This is a genomic window from Nostoc sp. JL31 (assembly GCF_017114965.1).
In the GTDB taxonomy this organism is placed as follows: domain Bacteria; phylum Cyanobacteriota; class Cyanobacteriia; order Cyanobacteriales; family Nostocaceae; genus Nostoc; species Nostoc punctiforme_A.
Map to the genome: position 1 here is coordinate 43,125 of NZ_JABXKO010000040.1, position 17,083 is coordinate 60,207.

The following is a 17,083-nucleotide window of genomic DNA, read 5'->3' on the forward strand; positions in this document are numbered from 1 at the left end:
AATAATTTTTAGTTATTAACAAAGGACGAAGGACAAAGGACGAATGACAAATTAAAGGACACTGGCAGGGAGTGGGGGATTTGCGAGTTCTTCTTTCTCAAAAACTCGGTCAATCAGCCCGTATTCCTTCGCTTCGTAGGGTGTTAAATATAACAACCTGTCCATGTCTTTAGTAATTTTTTCTGGAGCCTGTCCAGTGGTGCGATGTAAGATATCAACTAAGGCCCCTTTATTTACCAAAACTTCCCTAGCGCGAATTTGAATATCCGTTGCTTGACCTTGGGCGTAGCTCTTGGGCTGATGCAGGATAATCGAGGAGTGAGGCAAACTAGCGCGGCAACCTTTTGTACCAGCACTGAGAAGCATCGCTGCCATACCCATCGCCGAACCGACGCAGATGGTGTGGATAGGAGGTTTGATATATTTCATGGTGTCATAGATGGCGAAGGCTTCGGTTTCAAAGCCAATGGGTTCGCCACTGTAACCGGAAGTGCCGGTGGAGTTGATATAGATTTTAATCGGTTTGTCGGGGTCGTCGGATTGCAAAAACAGCAATTCGGCCACGATTAATTCCGTGACAGCAGGCACCAGTGGCATCCCAATATAGACGATTCGCTCCTTCAATAAAAGGGAAGGTAAATCTGGCGGTGGTGTCCGGTAAAAGTTATCGCCGTAATATGGGGCTTGAACAGCCTTAATTGGGGAAATGTCCATAGCAACTGATCGCCTGAAACTATGCCGTTAACTGTAATACATCCTAGCGCGATGCCACCCTTCCTCAAGGTGCGGATTTCTCCCTAATGCTGAAGGTGGCTTCGCATCTGCCAATGCTTGGCTTCTAAGATATTCTGATTATATTAGTGTATTTGTGTTGGATAGGTTTTCCGTAGAGCTAAAGTAGTGCTTTGAAGTTATTTTTTAGTATGTATATCCTGAATAGGGACTCTGAGTTATGAAGGTTAATTTGCAGCCTGCCTTGAATGATGGTAATTTGGACGCAAATCAACTGAACAGTCAACGTCAGTTGGGAATTTCGATTTCAGCGATCGCAGAGACTCAAGACCGCCATGTACCCTTGAATTTATGCTTAATTCTCGATCATAGTGGTTCGATGAACGGGCGATCACTAGAAACGGTGAAAAAAGCAGCGAATCGTCTGGTGGATAGACTCAATCCTGGCGATCGCCTCAGTGTGGTAGTTTTCGATCACCGTGCCAAAGTCTTAGTACCCAGTCAAAGTGTCGAAAATCCAGAGAAAATCAAACAGCAAATTAATCGCCTAGCCGCCGATGGTGGAACTTCCATTGATGAAGGGTTGCGCTTGGGAATTGAGGAGTTGGCGAAGGGCAAAAAAGATACTGTTTCCCAAGCTTTTTTGTTAACCGACGGAGAAAATGAACACGGTGATAACAATCGCTGTTTGAAATTCGCCCAATTGGCTGCTAGCTATAATTTGACTTTGAATACTTTGGGATTTGGTGACAACTGGAACCAAGATGTTTTAGAAAAAATCGCCGATGCTGGCTTAGGTACTTTATCTTATATTCAAAAACACGAACAGGCAGCGGAAGAGTTTAATCGCCTGTTCAGCCGTATTCAAACTGTGGGATTGACTAATGCTTATCTCTTATTCTCCCTGATGCCCTATGTCCGGCTAGCGGAACTCAAACCCATCGCCCAAGTTTCCCCAGACACAATCGAGTTACCACTGCAACAAGAAACTGATGGACGTTTCGCTGTGCGGTTGGGAGATTTAATGAAAGATGCAGAACGGGTAATCTTAGCTAATATTTATTTGGGACAATTGCCAGCAGGTGAACAAGCGATCGCTAATGTGCAAGTCCGCTACGACGATCCAGCCGCCAACCAGGTAGCTTTAGTTACACCAAATATCCCAGTTTATGCCCATGTAGTGAAAAATTACCAAGCAGACCCGAATCCCCAAGTGCAACAGTCTATTTTGGCATTAGCTAAGTATCGCCAAACCCAGCTAGCCGAAACAAAATTGCAACAGGGCGATCGCAGTGGTGCAGCGACGATGTTACAAACGGCTGCGAAAACTGCTTTGCAAATGGGAGATACTGGGGCGGCGACGGTGTTGCAAACTTCTGCCACCCAGCTACAATCTGGTGGAGATTTATCTGAAAGCGATCGCAAGAAAACCAGAATTGTCTCTAAAACAGTTTTGCAAGATACTCCTCCGCAATGAAAGTTAAATTGCTCTCGGCGTTAAATGACAATAATGTTGATGTGGCTCAAACAAGTAGCCAACGTCAACTAGCAATGACGATTTTTGCGATCGCTGGTGAGTCCGATCAAAATCTACCACTCAATCTCTGCTTGATTTTGGATAAAAGTGGTTCCATGCATGGACAACCAATTAAAACGGTGATCCAGGCGGTGGAAGGATTAATCGATCGGTTGAAAGTAGGCGATCGCATTTCAGTTGTGGCTTTTTCCGGCACTGCGGAAGTCATTATCCCTAGCCAAGCGATTGAAGACCCCGAAAGCATCAAATCTCAAATAAAAAGCAAACTGACTGCTAGCGGTGGCACTGCGATCGCTGACGGTTTGGAACTGGGAATTACAGAACTGATGAAGGGTACAAGAGGCGCTGTTTCCCAGGCGTTTCTGCTGACGGATGGGCATGGTGAAAGCGCTTTGCGGATTTGGAAATGGGATATTGGGCGAGATGACAATAAGCGCTGTCTCAAACTGGCGCAAAAGGCTGCCAAGCTGAACCTAACTATCAACACTTTCGGATTTGGTAATAGCTGGAATCAGGATTTGTTGGAAAAAATTGCTGATGTCGGTGGTGGGACTTTAGCCCATATTGAACGTCCCGAACAAGCTGTGGATCAGTTTAGCCGGCTGTTTGGGCGGATTCAATCAATTGGGCTAACTAATGCTTACTTGCTGTTATCTCTAGTGCCTAATGTCCGACTAGCAGAATTGAAACCCATTGCCCAAGTTGCCCCAGACACAATCGAGTTACCAGTGGAACCGGAAGCTGATGGTAGCTTTGCTGTACGTTTGGGAGATTTGATGCAGGATGTAGAACGGGTAGTTTTAGCGAACATTTATCTGGGACAATTGCCAGAAGGTAAACAAGCGATCGCTCATCTACAAATCCGTTATGATAACCCGTTGGTTAACGAAGAAGGTTTACTTTCGCCCTTGATGCCGGTGTATGCAGATGTAGTGCGGGCGTATCAACCGACATCTAATCCCCAGGTACAGAAGTCTATTTTAGCATTAGCGAAGTATCGTCAGACCCAGTTAGCCGAGGCGAAATTGCAACAAGGCGATCGCACTGGTGCAGCAACGATGCTACAAACAGCTGCCAAAACTGCTTTACAAATTGGAGATAAAGGCGCAGCAACAGTGTTGCAAACTTCTGCCACTCGCTTGCAAGCTGGTGAAGAACTTTCTGAAGCAGACCTCAAGAAAACTAGGATTGTATCAAAGACTGTTTTACAGGAATAGTAAAAATTCAGTGTTGCTGATTAGCGATATGAAAGTTTCGGGGCAAAGCGCAAAGCGAGAAAAAATATTTTATTCCTCAATTGAGCAACAAAGTAGTCGCATATTCCTAACTTATTGATTAACAACCAGCGAAGAGTTTGACTTATACTGATCCAGAAGATTGTCCAAGAATTGCAAGACATCCCTGAAGACAAACTAGCAGAAATTTATGACCTAATTTACTACTTTCGGCTAGGTTTAAGTCAAGAACGTACACAACCCCGCACCCCTGGTTTATTAAAAAGACAACTCGGCGATGCTTTCTTTGAACCACTGCCAGAAGATGAACTCCAGCAATGGGAATGAGCTACTTCATAGACACCCATATTCTGCTGTAGTGGCTTTTTGACGACCCAAAACTTCATGTTTTTCCATTTGCGGAGTTAATTAAATCGGTAATACTTGTGTTGTTTTAGAGGGGCATTTTACTACACCATTTATGTATTCTGGTCGAGAGGGTACACCCACAGATTCATTGCTTCTACAGACAATACTGATCAGTTTCAGTTGCTTTTCCCCAGGAATGCGAACAGCAAAGCTTGCTCCAACATACCACCTAAGTTCAAAGCCAAACATACCACCACAGTCGCCTTGAACGCCATAGCTATAAACAGCATCAATAGTTGTCTTAGAGAGAATATTAGTATCTGTTTTAGTATACTACTGATAACATATTTGTGTTCCAAAAATTGGTGGAGATGAGCCATATTTAGTTGCTGGTTCGTCAGGAGGTATAAAAAAGGTTTTGGGCTTTAAGAAGTAGTTCCTTTGAGTTTTAACCTTAGATATAATATGCTTTTCTGCTTCTTCCTCCAGTCCTGATATTGTTTTATCCATCACCTTATTTTCATCTTCCTTCTCACACCCACCAACAAATAAACTCAGCAGAATAATGCTAAAAACTAAAAATTTTAGATAAGGGTAAATAAATTTATTAGTATAATTACGAATCGGTTTTAACTTTACCAAGTGTCGCAGATGCTTCAATTTTTCCAACATAAAGAGAATGGGCTGAAAAGTTAAATATAACTAGGTGACAATATTAATGTCTAGGGATGAAATCTATATAGTAAGCAACAATTGAAGGATTTTTGCTGAATGAAGCGATGGCTACGCCCGCCGCAGGCATCGCAAGCTAACGGCTTAACGATATACCAGAATGAATGCGGAAATTACTTAAATAAACAAGCAAATTGGGGTTTGAAAAAGTAAAAGCTCTTTTTGCTTGCGGAAAACACCAAAATGAGAAAGCAAACTGGGGTTTGAGAAAGTAAAACGCCATTTTGAGTAAGCAATATGGCTTTTTGCTTATTAAATATGAAGTTTTGAGAAAGTAATATGCCTTTTTGCTGATTAAATATAAATTTAAGTTAAATATGCGAAAGTTTAGACATCAGGCAAAAATGCTAAACGACGGATACGAATACGGCTTGGCTCAACTGTAAGGGCTTCATAGCGGTTAGGTAGTTCAATGATGCGATCGCCCAAGTAGGACGATGCAAAAATTAAGGCTTGCTGAATATCTTCATCTTCTAATTCAGGAAACTCCTGGTGCAGTTCTTCTCGATTAGGGTAGGTAGCTAATAACTCAATCACCCGACGAACCGTAAGACGAAGATTACGAATAGAGGGCTGTCCATTCATGCGATTAGGATTGCTGGTGATGCAATCTAATTTCATGGAAGTAACCCTATCTCCTGATGAAAATCATCGTTGTATATTGCTTCATACCAAAATGTAGCAGTTCTAATCTGATCTACAGTAAGAAATATTGTTCTAAGTAAATCAGCGTCTTTAAGGTTGATGGCATTAAGGTTTGCATTTTCCAGATTAGCACTTTGCTAAAGCCCTTATCTTGCAAAGACTAGCAAAACTCTGCTAAAAGTGCTACAGGTAAATGATTAGTAGCTTGAAAAGTACACATGAAAACCACTGGCATTCATCATGTAGCGATTATTTGTTCTGACTACGATCGCTCCAAAGCATTTTATGTCGAAACTTTAGGCTTTTCGATTATTCAAGAGACTTTTCGCGCCGCCAGAAATTCTTATAAATTAGATTTAAAAGTTGCAGAAAATACTCAAATCGAACTATTCTCTTTCCCAAATCCTCCAGAACGGCCTAGTAAACCAGAGTCTTGTGGTTTAAGACATCTTGCTTTTCAAGTTGATGATGTAGAGGAAACTGTTTTTTATTTAAAATCTAAAGGTTTAGAGGTAGAAAATATCAGAGTTGATGAAATTACAGGCAAGAAATATACCTTCTTTAAAGACCCAGACAATTTACCATTAGAAATTTATGAGCGTTAAAATTACTGCTGACAGGTGAACTTGTTATCACTATAGATAATGAAGCGATCGCACCACTGTAATTGTCAATCTCCTAAAATCAAGTTATTTTGATTCTAAGTCAACTTTACTACATAAAATTTATCTGGTTGTTTGGAGGACAGTAAATAGTTCTACCAAAAGAATCGCCAGTTTCTGCATCCGTTAATTCCACAATTTTAGCGTTATCAGTACAGACACTTCTACCTTTAGCCATTCTCAACTCACCTTGGACAAAACCAGTCACTATCCACACCATTCGGTTGGTAGAAATCGATGATTTATAGTGTCCTGTTTTGGCTGCAAATTCCTCGTATGTTGTCAGTTTTGCTTCTGTGATTTGCATCTTGCTAGACTTTTTGATAATACTTTCAATCGTAATCAAACGGCTGGCTGGTAAACTATTATTTGCAGGATATATTCGTACTCTTGAGTTGAATGGTATTGGTTGATTGACTGGCTTTTTTGTCTGTACTGGTTTAGCTGTGACTGTCTACACTAGTAATAAATTAGTGGTGGTAGCAAATATAAAAGCAGATAATGAAGTTATTGTAAAAATATTAACTGTAGTGCAAATGCGCTTCATAATGCTCAGAATGTTAACAATTTCACACCACTTTAAGCGATCGCTCCGATGAGTATTTGCATCATCGTGCCAGAAACTCTATTGTGTCAAAGCGTCAAGTTTAGCCAGTATTTTTAAGCCTTCCTCTCACTTGCCAGTTGCGGACATTGCTTTAAATCTGGTATATTCCCAGTTAAAAAATTCAAAAGCGATCGCTAGTAGATAAATATCTGCAATATCAGGCTAAAGAACCCAGGATAATGAATCATAATTAATCTCTATAGCTTTGAGTTATCAGCCATCAGCCACCAGTTACCAGCCGGAAGCTGAGATGCCGAAGAATCAAGGCTTTTGATTCAAATTAACAAATTGACTATGAATTCTGAACAAATCAAAAATTCTCTAAATATTTCGCCAGCGATACGTGTGGGAGTACTGGGTTTTGGCGGACTCGGACAAGCAGCCGCCAAGGTAGTTGCTGGCAAACGAGAAATGATTTTAGTCGCAGCAGCAGATCAAAAAGGCTACGCTTATGCTGCTGAAGGTTTAAATACTGAAGCATCCATTGCAACCTATCAGTCCCAAGGTTCGGTGGGTTATTTAGAGCCAATTGGTACATTAACAAATCAAAGTATTCAGGATTTAATCGAAATAGCGGAAGTAGATGGGTATTTTTTGGCTTTACCCAACCTGCCAAATGATTTTATTCCCAATGTCGCCAAGGAATTTATCAAATATGGTTGGCGTGGGGTACTAGTAGATGCGATTAAACGCACCACTGCTGTAGAACAACTCCTAGCGATGAAAGAGGAACTGCAAGCCGCCGGAATTACCTACATGACAGGATGTGGTGCTACCCCTGGACTGTTAACAGCAGCAGCAGCTTTAGCCGCCCAAAGTTACGCCGAAATTCATCAAGTTGAAATTACCTTTGGGGTGGGAATTGCTAACTGGGAAGCTTACCGCGCCACTGTTCGGGAAGACATTGGCCACATGCCTGGTTACACAGTAGAAACTGCTAGGGCGATGACTGACGCGGAAGTAGAAGCGCTACTAGATAAAACTAATGGCGTGCTGACCTTGACAAATATGGAACACGCTGATGATGTGATGTTAGAAGTAGCCGGGATAGTAGGGCGCGATCGCGTTACAGTTGGTGGTGTAGTCGATACCCGCAATCCCAAAAAGCCTCTCAGCACTAATGTGAAGGTAACAGGACGTACCTTTGAAGGGAAGATTTCTACCCATACATTTACTCTGGGAGATGAAACCAGCATGGCAGCCAATGTCTGCGGCCCTGCTTTTGGCTATCTCAAAGCTGGTAGACAATTGCACCAACGCGGCATCTATGGAATATTCACCGCTGCTGAAATTATGCCTCAATTTGTTAGGTAAATAGGGAATGGGGCATGGGGAATGGGGAATGGGGAATGGGGAATGGGGAATGGGGAATAGCTTCAAGAGTTTTCCCCTCTGCACCCCGCCCAATGCCTAATGCCCAATGCCCAATTCTTATAATAGAATTTCAACGCTGATAAATCGGAGGTAAGTGTGACCACTACGGTACACTGGCAGGAACGGGTTGGTAATCAAAGAGATTGGATTTGGCGTGGCTGGCAAACCCGCTACACTTACATTCGCCCTAGCCAAAGTCACCCCAATACAACACCGCTAATTCTGTTACATGGCTTTGGTGCTTCCATTGGCCATTGGCGACATAATTTAGAGGTGTTGAGTGAGCATCACACAGTTTACGCCATAGATATGTTGGGTTTTGGCGCTTCTGAAAAAGCCGCAGCTAATTACAGCATCGAACTCTGGGTTGAACAGGTTTACGATTTCTGGAAAACATTTATCCGTCAACCAGCGATATTAATAGGCAATTCCAACGGTTCACTAATATCTATGGCCGCCGCAGCCACTCACCCTGATATGGTGCTGGGTATGGTGATGATGAGTTTACCAGACCCGTCATTAGAACAAGAAGCAATTCCTCCTATGCTGCGCCCACTGGTAACAGCAATTAAAAATGTTGTCGCTTCACCGTTGATACTTAAACCTGTATTTAACTTCGTGCGCCGTCCTGGGGTGCTGCGTCGCTGGGCTAGTCTCGCCTACGCTAACCCAGAGGCGATTACCGATGAACTGATCGAAATTTTAGCAGGGCCTCCCCAAGACCGGGGTTCTGCAAGGGCGTTTAGTGCTTTGTTCAAAGCTGCGATCGGAATTAATTTTAGTCCCAGTGTCAAGACAGTATTACCAACCTTAACAATTCCGATGCTTTTAATTTGGGGACAAAAAGACCGATTTGTGCCGCCAGCACTAGCTAGCCAATTTGCCCAATATAACGAGAAGTTGGAACTGCTGAATCTAGAGGATGTAGGGCATTGTCCCCATGATGAATGTCCAGAACAAGTTAACCAAGCGATTTTAGATTGGATTGAAAGATGGATTGGCGACCGCCAACCATTGGTTGTTCCCTAAATATTATGCAATGGGGGGTGCGATCGCATCAGCAGTAACTAGCCAATCGTCGCTTGGTTAGTGTCAACATCTGTAGCACCATTTACAGAACGCGCCACAGAAACCATCTTATTGAGAATTTCTTGACTGGGGACTTTTCCTTTCAACACTACAGTGCTACCCGTCTGAGCCACCCAAAGAGTATCGACATCGTCGAGTTGGGGGTCTTGATCGAATGCTAACGCTACCCGCTTTGCTAAACCACTTTGGTCATATTCTCCGCTTAAACCCAGACGTTCTGGGGGTATCGATTGCGTAGCAGTAGCAACATTAGCACTAGGAGCTTGCTGTACAGCCTGTGGAGCCGGATTTACTTCTGCATTTTCAGGTTTTTCCATTCCAAACAATCTTTTTAACCAACCCATAAAACTTTTCTCCTATTAGCGGCTTATAAAATCTGAGTATAAAAGCTTTAAACAAATGCTGCATCTGCCAATAAAAAGATATATTCAATGAAATTCTTGCTTGCAGTATGATTTCTAGACAATTTCTCGATTGAGAATGCAACGAGTGCAACGGTTAAGTTTACAATAGGAGGTCGCACTGAAAATTTAGTGCGGTAGTAGGTCTAGCATTGCCCTTAGCTAGTGTCTGCGTTACTCAATTCCTGCTCTAGCCTCTGTTGGCGAAGATGAAACATACCCTTTCAGTTCTCGTAGAAGATGAGGCGGGTGTTCTTTCCCGCATATCTGGTTTATTTGCGCGTCGCGGCTTTAATATTGAAAGCCTTGCTGTTGGTCCTGCTGAACAAGGAGGAGTCTCTCGAATTACAATGGTTGTCCCTGGCGACGATCGCGTGATCGAGCAACTCACCAAACAACTGTACAAGTTAGTCAATGTCCTGAAAGTCCAGGATATTACCGAAACTCCTTGTGTCGAGCGGGAATTGATGCTTTTGAAGGTGAATGCTAGTACCAGCAATCGCTCAGAAGTGATCGAATTGTCTCAGATTTTCCGGGCGCGAGTCGTGGACGTGGCGGAAGATTCTCTCACCTTAGAAGTTGTGGGAGATCCAGGTAAAATGGTAGCGATCGTGCAAGTGTTGCAAAAATTTGGTTTGAAAGAAATCGCCCGCACTGGCAAAATTGCCCTAACTCGTGAATCAGGCGTGAATACCGAGTTACTCAAATCTTTGGAAGCAAAGGTTTAGTTGGGAATTTAAATTAAGACTCAGAAATACTCAACCACAGTAGTAGTCATAGTGGCAATTGTTACTATGACTTCTGCTTAGGGACTAGCAAAAAAACAAATGTCTAACTACCCTTCAATTTTAGCGTTCCCGCTTCTCCTGTCGGAGACGCTACGCGAACGGGTTGCCGTAGGCATCGCTACTTCTGGTGAGACACTACCATAGATCGCTGTCATGTAAATATATAGCGGTTCCCAATTGCATGGAATACAGACCTAACCCCCAGCCCCTTCCCTTCTAGCGTTGGGGAGTAAGATTCAAAGCCTCTCTCCTAAAAGGAGAGAGGTCAAAACTGTACTGCACCCAAGCAAGAACCGCTATATTATCTGTATTGTTCTAGATTTCAGTCGGCCAATTATCCTCCAGGTATAGTTTAATCAAACCTGCGTGTGATAAAGGGCGTGACAAGTTGTTTATGTCATAGTTAGTTTCGTAATCTAGTAAAACGACAGTTGTATGTGCTACAAGTTCTTTTAATTTGTAGATTAAGTCTTGAACACGGTTCTCTAGTACCCATCGATAGGAAGGTAAGTATATTTGCCGTCGCGCTTCTTGGTAGGACAGTAGTTTATCACCTGTTAAACCAATACGATGACCCAATACTTTGCCATACTTCCGTGCTGAACGCTTGATACCTTTCATCTCAGAAATTAAAAATTTGCTAGGGTCTATGTTTGAGGTTTCAAAAACTTTTAAACCCTGCCAAATACCTTCCACCGTCATGCTAAATTGTCCTGGTGAGAAGGGAATAGGTATTCCTGCGTGAGGATAAAAAGGACTAAAGCGAATCCAAGGTTCAGAACCACGGGAAGTCACATCAATAATAACTGCATTAGGATAAACTTTTGCCAAATTTTCAACAGAGACACGGCGATTTTTGATGATTAATGGCATATCTCAAACAGCCGATACTTTTGAAGATTCTGGTAAATAAAAGATGTTGGGAAACATTGGTGAAGGTTCAGATATAGCTAGACCCGCTTCCAAAAAGCTATATTGCTCAGGAGTTATGGAAATGGGTGTAAAGCCATAATGACGAGCTAAAGCCGCGACTGCACAGACGGGTGTTTCAAAGTCTGGATAACTACGGGGATGAAAATTCATCCACTCATCTTCATCTTCTGCCATCCAAAAATTTGCAATCTCCTTCAAAGCTTCTTCTGTCTGACTATGGTCTTGGACTGGGATACTTTGAGCAAGCTGTAGCCAAGCATTATCTTCTTCATTACTTGTACTTTCTGGTAGATTAGCAGCAGTAAAATTCCCTTTGACCAACATCCAGAAAACCTGCTCTGATATTTGCTGACTCTTTACAGGTGTTGCTGGGAGGCTTTGGATAAAATCCCACTCTCCCCCAAGAGCTGCATATTGAGCGGCTTGGATCATTTGACCTTGAAGAAACATTCCGAATGCTGTTAAAGAAGACCAATGCCGCCACACAGTATGCTCGGCTCCAACTGCGTACAATAATGAAGTAATTTCTAATATCAACTCTGTGATCGATTTTGTAGCCTTCTCCCAGGTTAAGTTTTCTTCACTAATCAAACTCTTAACAGTATTCAAATCTCTTTGAATATAGTGAATGACATCAGTTGCATATTCAGAAACGCCAATCCGACGTTCTGATACTGACAATAAGGTAATTTTTTCAACCTCTTGTGCTACAAATTCACAAAAATCTTGATGGCTTAAGATTCCCATTCGCGTAATCCACCTTGACTTTGAGCTTTTTGGCGTGCGGTTTGGTTTGCTCTGGCTCCCAATCTTTGAGGACCTTCACTCATTTGAGCATCATCTTGAGCAACAAGGTTTTCTCCTGGGACACTACCAGTAAATGCTACCTCAGCTTCGTTGAGGATTCTAGTTTTAATTTTAACCTTACCCTGGTTTTGTAAATCTTGGATATTGATTGCTTTTTGGTCTACCAGTTCTTTAGCTGTAAACAGATATATAAATAGCCTACCAACAATATCTCCCGTAGTGCGTTGATTTTCTTTTAATGTTCCTTTTTCTCCAAAAGCATATCTAGCTGCGTGTTCTGCATTTTTCGAGGTAGATATAATCGGTGTACTAATGAATTCTAAGTCTTTGTATTGACCTTTTTCTGCCTTTTTAAGTTCTGCTTCAAAAATTTTCTGTCTATTAACATAGTCTTGAATCATAGCCAAGAATAAATTATCAAATATGTGCTTTTTATCTCCCCACCACTGTCGAATGCTATTGGCATCTTTTGTAGTTTCTACTTTCTCACGTACAAGTTGTGCTGCTATTTCTAGTTCAGATTTACTAACATCAGAACCATCCGGTTTTTTGCTCCCTGCTATTTCACGCGCTGCTGCACTGAAAGTAGGTTCGCCTACTAGTTTTTTCTCTAATTGGGCATTATAATCTTCTTGATTCCAATTCTTATTGAAATGAATTCCTCTATATAAAGCAAACGCACCTTTTGGTTCATCAGTTTCATCCAATTTGCGTTTCTTTGTATCGCCTTCAGGATTAATCTTAACTTTGATGTAATAAGCGCCTTCTTTGTCTTTTTTCAGCTTGGCTGATTTGAGTCCATATTTTGATTCTAGTTGTGGGAGTTTTGCCTTAATGGTATCAGGGGTAGCTCTCTGCTGGTTGAGAATCTGTTCAGCATCGGTGACAGCTTGAGCAACAATCGTCTGCTTTTGCTTGTCAGTCTGCTCATTAGCTTTGCCATTTTTGGCTTGCTTCCCTTTCTGTTTATCTTTACCAAACCCAAACTTATCCTTGACTTTATTGCCAAAGTTATCAAACTTATCCTTAACGGATTTTTTCTTATTCTCAACCCATTGCTGACCAGCTTCCTTCTTATCCTCAACCCATTGCTTACCGGCTTTATATTTTTCCTTCGCCGAATCTTTCAGTTCTCCAGCCTTCTTACCAAACTTGCTATTCTTAACTTTGTTACCAACTTTCTTAAACGCCTTCGCACCTCTATCAATTACCCAATCAACTGCTTTTTCCATCGGTTTCCGCAGCTTCTGGAAGATTGCCTGAATCTTGCCAGCAATTCCATCTAAGCCCAAAAGACTTGCTAGGAAACTGATGACGACTGGTAAAGATTTCGCTAGGGCATTTTCAACGCCCTTGATTGCTTGGTCGATCGCACCACTAGCGATCGCACCAATAGCATCCAGTATCGCATTAATTAAATCGGCAATCTGCTGGGCACGTTCAATAAAGAATTTGACAATCTCATAAATCGCCTTAGCAGCTTTGATGAATGCTGAAGCCGGGGTCAACAGGCTGAGAATCCACTCAATGCCTGCTGTAATCACTTTTTCAATAATAAAATTCTTGATGGGTTCGATCACCAAGGCGTTGAGGTCGCCCATCTTCTCTTGGACAAACTGCCACATCCCAGCCACACCCTCACTGGCTAAGACTTGAAATACATCAACAGTTTGTTCCAAGCGGCCGACCTTTTCTTCACCCAATCGTTTCACAGCTTGGGCACGAATTGCTTCATAAGTGAAGCCTAAAAGCTGCATTGCTAGGCTAAAGATCCCTTTGAGGTCGAAGTTTTCTGGCATTTCAATACCAGTTTCTGCCATTGTGCCTGTCAGCCAGCCAATTAATCCTTGCTGGAGGTGCTTCCCGATATTATTCATGAAGTTGAGGAAGCCTTGTTTCACCGCCTGGATCAAATTAGTCAAGAAACCAATCGGGTCTTTGAGGATTTGCCCAACTACGCCAGCAACTCGCGCTAGCACTTGCAAAAGCATTTTGGTCAGTTCAATGATCGTCTTGATGACTCCCACGATGAAGTCGAAAGCTTTTTGAATAAAACCTTTATTTGCTGCCTTCATCTCTTCAATGCGGGCATCAACAGCTTCCAAATTCTCCTGATATTTCTGCGCTAGGGTGTCAATTAGCTCATCTTGCTTATCGTCAACACTTTGTTGCAATTCTTCAAATTTGCTGTCAATATCTGCGGCTGCTTGTTGACCGACCCCTTTTAAGTCTTGCGGCAGTCGGTTAACATAATTCTGAATCTCCTGCTTACCATTGGCTATTTCTGCTTTGGCTTGGGTAAGTCCCTTACTAATAATGGCGACAACTTTGTTAATCACACCATCCATCTGATTAATGTAAAGCTGTCGTCCCTCTTGATAGAAAGCGTTCACCTCTGAGGGCATACCAAACAATTTGTCTTTCAGCCATTTTAATGGTCCAAAAAAGCCACTATAGCGATCGCTCTTATAATCGTCCATTCGCTTGCCAACGTAATCCTCGAAGGCTTTTTTGGCATCAGCAGCACCAGCATCAAAGGCTTGTATAACTTGCCCGTCTAGTTCACCAAGGGTTTTCTCAACTTTGCCTTTGGTCTTGTCATAAATCTTATTAATATCACCAGCAACTTTTGCCCGTGCTTGCTCATCCTTGCTCTTGGCTCCAATCTGCTGCTCCCCTACCTGACCCAAGTTTTGGGTACGGATACCGTGCATTGCTTGCAAATGTTGCTGGGCTGTAGCTTCTGCCGTAGCTTGAGCGGTTGCGAGTATCCCTTGCTCTTGCTGGCGATATTGTGGCGGCGCTTCTTGTGCATTGGTTTGAGCATCTTTCTTGGCTGCGAGTGCCCCTTGAAACTCCGGTTCATTGGAGTTTGCCAATTGCTCCTCGGTAACATCCGCCTCTTTCATCTGCTGGTCAAGTTTTTTACTGTCATCTTGCAGTGGTGCCTCGACTTCACCTTGTCCTTTAGATTTGGGTGCAGCTTTATCTGCATCAACGCCTGTTGGCGTTGTCCCTGGCTCATTCTTTGGCAGTGGTGTTACTTGTTTAGCCTCAATCCCACTGGCATCAGGTTTTTCTTTGGTTTTCTCTTCTAGCTGACCCTGAGAACTTTTCTGTTCTTCTTTAACTTGACCACTCAAATCGCCTTTCACAGAGTCAAGTTTGTTGTTATTTTTAAAGTTGTCTGCCTCTTCCAAGTTCTTGGGAGCCATATCAGCAATGCGCTCCATCAATTTGGCTTTGAAGGCGGCAGCGTCAAATCCTGGTGTTGGGGCTTGTTGCATCTCCCCAACTTGATTGGCTTGCGCTTTGCTGTCTACTTCATTACCTGGGGGTTGGGCTGCTGCTTGGGCTTCTTGGGCTTTGCTATTGGCAGGTGAGTGTTTTTTCTGTTGTCCGGCAACCTCTTTTGTTGTGCCGACTACCGCTTGAAATGCTGGGTCATCTTCAGGAGAAGTGGGAGCTTTTTTACCATCATCTGCTGTAATGGCTACATTTGCTCCTGGTAATCCGGCGATCGCTTTCCCTGCGTTTCCTCCAGGTAAATCTGCGGCTCCCTTAGCTACATCTGCTCCTTTGCTTTGAGCTTGCTGTTGAGAATCGACCTTCTCTGTATTAGCTTTGGTATCTTTTGACTCAGGCTCTTTTGGTTGATTACCCCCAACCTCAACCTGTTTCTGAGTTACTGCTGCACCAACCTTTTTTGTCGGAGGTGGATCTGTTGCCGCGTTCCCACCATCATCTGGGGGTGTGGGGATAGCTTGGTGTTTTTCTGTCGTAGCCTGATTTTGTTGTTCGCCGTTTTTCGTATCAGTTTTGGATTCTAAATTTTTTTGGTTATCTTCGTCACTTGGTTTTTGGAAATTCTCTCGCAGTTGGATAGCTAGCCCATACCCCGCAGAGGTTGTCGGCACTTTTGTCTGAAGTTTATTTTCTTTTGGTGCTACATAAAGAGATTTCGGCTGCACTGCACTGCCATTCTGCTGGACAACGTGCGTCAACTCATGAGCCAGTAATTCCTTGCCTGCATCACTTCCAGGAGAATATTCGCCTTGACGGAAGAACACATCTTGCCCTGTGGTAAAAGCACGAGCTTGTATAGATTCATTTAAGCGATTAGATTGAGCATCAGTATGAACCCGGACACCGCCAAAATCAGCCCCAAATGCTTGCTCCATTGGGTGCTTAATATCATCTGCAAGCGGCTGCCCATTTCCACGTGCTTGTTGGATAGAAGTTTCTAGCTCAGATGTTGCTGCTGTTCTTCCTCCACCCTGACGCTGCACCAAAGGAGTAATGGAATCCGCCAGGGATTTCATTTGTAATTGGTCTTCTTCCTCTGATAATGCCTCCCGTTGGATAGACTGCACAGGTTCGCTCATCCTCTGCATCACCAACTGAGCGACGCTATCAGCCTCCTGTTCATAAATGTCTCCAGGCTCGTTAACTGTCAGTTTTGTTTGTGGAGGCCGCAGTGATATTCGACTAATGTCATGTCCAAGTGGTTTGCTTGGGGATTTTACCTCATTCACTATCTGGGATAAAGTATCAAGCGGCTTCATTTGCAATTCTTCCTCTGGTAGTTCCTCCCGTTGCAACGAGGGAGTCTCTCCCCAAGATTTCATTTGTACTTTTTCTTCCTCTAGCAGTTCCTCGCACTGAATACTGCCCTCTGGTTTCATTTGCAATTCATCTTCATCAGGTAATTCTTCTCGCTGAAGTTGCTCACTCTGTGGCTGATGAATTTTTTGCATCACCTGACGCGCCGTTTGGTCAGCTTCTTGCTCGTACTTATCTCCAGGTTCCCCAATCGTCAGTTTTGCCTGAATTGGTGTTGGTGTATCTGGTCTTCTGACTGGAATATTGGCAAAGCTATGACCAAATCGAGTTGCTTTTTCCAGTCGAGAATTCAACGATCGCTCCATCTTGGCTTGCAATACAGTCAGCCGTTCTTGTCCCTCTGGCGTAATCGTCCGATGCTTGGCTTGTAATTCCAATCCAGTTACTTCCATCTTTTCTTCTGCAAAAGCTTCATTCTCTACGTCCGTTTGTGTCACGGGCGTAGAGAATGAAGCTTTTTGAGTTTGGCCACCAAACGGTCTATAGGCCAATTGAGGAGTTTGTTCTGGTGCTTGAAAATTAGAAAAGCTGGATGAAGGACTTTTAAGGGATTTCATCGGTTTTATTGCA

Annotated in this window: 16 protein-coding genes; 7 read left to right on the top strand and 9 right to left on the bottom strand. The window is 43.0% G+C overall.

Translation table 11 applies throughout. The annotated features are described in order from the left end of the window. Nucleotides 1-51 precede the first annotated feature (51 nt). Complete coding sequence (locus HWQ43_RS08805; protein WP_292732139.1) at nucleotides 52-714, bottom strand: ATP-dependent Clp protease proteolytic subunit; 663 nt, start codon at nucleotides 712-714, stop codon at nucleotides 52-54. Between the two features lie 238 nt (nucleotides 715-952). Here HWQ43_RS08805 and HWQ43_RS08810 point away from each other — a divergent pair, with 238 nt between their 5' ends. The 3 genes from HWQ43_RS08810 to HWQ43_RS08820 all read left to right on the top strand — a co-directional run bounded on the left by HWQ43_RS08810 (nucleotide 953) and on the right by HWQ43_RS08820 (nucleotide 3,831). Beyond that, nucleotides 953-2,209, top strand: coding sequence for a VWA domain-containing protein (locus HWQ43_RS08810; RefSeq protein WP_292732140.1), 1,257 nt, complete (start codon nucleotides 953-955; stop codon nucleotides 2,207-2,209). Beyond that, complete coding sequence (locus tag HWQ43_RS08815) at nucleotides 2,206-3,486, top strand: VWA domain-containing protein (RefSeq protein ID WP_292732142.1); 1,281 nt, start codon at nucleotides 2,206-2,208, stop codon at nucleotides 3,484-3,486. Before HWQ43_RS08810 ends, HWQ43_RS08815 begins: the two co-directional genes overlap by 4 nt. A gap of 144 nt (nucleotides 3,487-3,630) precedes the next feature. Further along, entirely contained in the window at nucleotides 3,631-3,831 is a 201-nt protein-coding gene (locus tag HWQ43_RS08820) for a hypothetical protein (RefSeq protein ID WP_366932808.1), read from the top strand. A gap of 81 nt (nucleotides 3,832-3,912) precedes the next feature. Here the strand turns inward: HWQ43_RS08820 and HWQ43_RS08825 are convergent, their stop codons facing one another. The 3 genes from HWQ43_RS08825 to HWQ43_RS08835 form a co-directional block, all read right to left on the bottom strand. After that, nucleotides 3,913-4,101, bottom strand: a complete 189-nt coding sequence (locus tag HWQ43_RS08825; protein ID WP_292732146.1) for a hypothetical protein — start codon at nucleotides 4,099-4,101, stop codon at nucleotides 3,913-3,915. Nucleotides 4,102-4,185: 84 nt separating this feature from the next. Continuing rightward, nucleotides 4,186-4,494 carry a hypothetical protein gene (locus HWQ43_RS08830; protein ID WP_292732148.1) on the bottom strand — a complete coding sequence of 103 codons (309 nt, stop codon included), beginning with the start codon at nucleotides 4,492-4,494 and terminating at the stop codon, nucleotides 4,186-4,188. 417 nt (nucleotides 4,495-4,911) lie between these two features. Continuing rightward, nucleotides 4,912-5,205 (bottom strand): DUF433 domain-containing protein, encoded by a 294-nt coding sequence (locus HWQ43_RS08835; protein WP_292732149.1) that lies wholly within the window; start codon nucleotides 5,203-5,205, stop codon nucleotides 4,912-4,914. 242 nt (nucleotides 5,206-5,447) lie between these two features. Between HWQ43_RS08835 and HWQ43_RS08840 the strand changes: the two genes are divergently transcribed. Then, nucleotides 5,448-5,834: a VOC family protein gene (locus tag HWQ43_RS08840; RefSeq protein WP_099101545.1), complete on the top strand. Its 387-nt coding sequence runs from the start codon at nucleotides 5,448-5,450 to the stop codon at nucleotides 5,832-5,834. Nucleotides 5,835-5,943: 109 nt separating this feature from the next. On the opposite strand, the gene HWQ43_RS08845 is transcribed toward HWQ43_RS08840, so the two are convergent. Continuing rightward, entirely contained in the window at nucleotides 5,944-6,198 is a 255-nt protein-coding gene (locus HWQ43_RS08845) for a hypothetical protein (protein WP_292732151.1), read from the bottom strand. A 594-nt stretch (nucleotides 6,199-6,792) separates the two neighbouring features. Here HWQ43_RS08845 and HWQ43_RS08850 point away from each other — a divergent pair. Further along, nucleotides 6,793-7,812: a saccharopine dehydrogenase-like oxidoreductase gene (locus HWQ43_RS08850; protein ID WP_292732152.1), complete on the top strand. Its 1,020-nt coding sequence runs from the start codon at nucleotides 6,793-6,795 to the stop codon at nucleotides 7,810-7,812. A gap of 156 nt (nucleotides 7,813-7,968) precedes the next feature. Further along, the gene (locus tag HWQ43_RS08855; protein ID WP_292732153.1) at nucleotides 7,969-8,901 is read left to right on the top strand and encodes an alpha/beta fold hydrolase; all 933 of its coding nucleotides are present in this window, start codon (nucleotides 7,969-7,971) and stop codon (nucleotides 8,899-8,901) included. Nucleotides 8,902-8,939: 38 nt separating this feature from the next. On the opposite strand, the gene HWQ43_RS08860 is transcribed toward HWQ43_RS08855, so the two are convergent. Next, a complete protein-coding gene (locus HWQ43_RS08860; RefSeq protein ID WP_292732154.1) occupies nucleotides 8,940-9,305 on the bottom strand; it encodes a BON domain-containing protein in 366 nt (121 codons plus the stop codon). 266 nt (nucleotides 9,306-9,571) lie between these two features. Here HWQ43_RS08860 and ilvN point away from each other — a divergent pair, with 266 nt between their 5' ends. After that, nucleotides 9,572-10,090: an acetolactate synthase small subunit gene (ilvN, locus tag HWQ43_RS08865; protein WP_099101540.1), complete on the top strand. Its 519-nt coding sequence runs from the start codon at nucleotides 9,572-9,574 to the stop codon at nucleotides 10,088-10,090. A 375-nt stretch (nucleotides 10,091-10,465) separates the two neighbouring features. Here ilvN and HWQ43_RS08870 read toward each other — a convergent pair whose 3' ends face one another. The 3 genes from HWQ43_RS08870 to HWQ43_RS08880 are packed head-to-tail and all read right to left on the bottom strand — an operon-like array spanning nucleotide 10,466 to nucleotide 17,070. Further along, nucleotides 10,466-11,023, bottom strand: coding sequence for a hypothetical protein (locus HWQ43_RS08870; protein ID WP_292732155.1), 558 nt, complete (start codon nucleotides 11,021-11,023; stop codon nucleotides 10,466-10,468). A gap of 3 nt (nucleotides 11,024-11,026) precedes the next feature. Then, nucleotides 11,027-11,830 carry a hypothetical protein gene (locus HWQ43_RS08875; protein ID WP_292732156.1) on the bottom strand — a complete coding sequence of 268 codons (804 nt, stop codon included), beginning with the start codon at nucleotides 11,828-11,830 and terminating at the stop codon, nucleotides 11,027-11,029. Next, entirely contained in the window at nucleotides 11,818-17,070 is a 5,253-nt protein-coding gene (locus HWQ43_RS08880; protein ID WP_292732157.1) for a DUF4157 domain-containing protein, read from the bottom strand. Before HWQ43_RS08880 ends, HWQ43_RS08875 begins: the two co-directional genes overlap by 13 nt. Between the last annotated feature and the right edge of the window lie 13 nt (nucleotides 17,071-17,083).

Coding starts and splice junctions, on each gene's coding strand:
- HWQ43_RS08810 (WP_292732140.1), top strand. CDS start 953: ATGAAGGTTAATTTGCAGCCTGCCTTGAATGATGGTAATTTGGACGCA.
- HWQ43_RS08860 (WP_292732154.1), bottom strand. CDS start 9,305: ATGGGTTGGTTAAAAAGATTGTTTGGAATGGAAAAACCTGAAAATGCA.
- ilvN (WP_099101540.1), top strand. CDS start 9,572: ATGAAACATACCCTTTCAGTTCTCGTAGAAGATGAGGCGGGTGTTCTT.
- HWQ43_RS08835 (WP_292732149.1), bottom strand. CDS start 5,205: ATGAAATTAGATTGCATCACCAGCAATCCTAATCGCATGAATGGACAG.
- HWQ43_RS08880 (WP_292732157.1), bottom strand. CDS start 17,070: ATGAAATCCCTTAAAAGTCCTTCATCCAGCTTTTCTAATTTTCAAGCA.
- HWQ43_RS08850 (WP_292732152.1), top strand. CDS start 6,793: ATGAATTCTGAACAAATCAAAAATTCTCTAAATATTTCGCCAGCGATA.
- HWQ43_RS08825 (WP_292732146.1), bottom strand. CDS start 4,101: ATGTTTGGCTTTGAACTTAGGTGGTATGTTGGAGCAAGCTTTGCTGTT.
- HWQ43_RS08840 (WP_099101545.1), top strand. CDS start 5,448: ATGAAAACCACTGGCATTCATCATGTAGCGATTATTTGTTCTGACTAC.
- HWQ43_RS08875 (WP_292732156.1), bottom strand. CDS start 11,830: ATGGGAATCTTAAGCCATCAAGATTTTTGTGAATTTGTAGCACAAGAG.
- HWQ43_RS08805 (WP_292732139.1), bottom strand. CDS start 714: ATGGACATTTCCCCAATTAAGGCTGTTCAAGCCCCATATTACGGCGAT.
- HWQ43_RS08870 (WP_292732155.1), bottom strand. CDS start 11,023: ATGCCATTAATCATCAAAAATCGCCGTGTCTCTGTTGAAAATTTGGCA.
- HWQ43_RS08845 (WP_292732151.1), bottom strand. CDS start 6,198: ATGCAAATCACAGAAGCAAAACTGACAACATACGAGGAATTTGCAGCC.
- HWQ43_RS08815 (WP_292732142.1), top strand. CDS start 2,206: ATGAAAGTTAAATTGCTCTCGGCGTTAAATGACAATAATGTTGATGTG.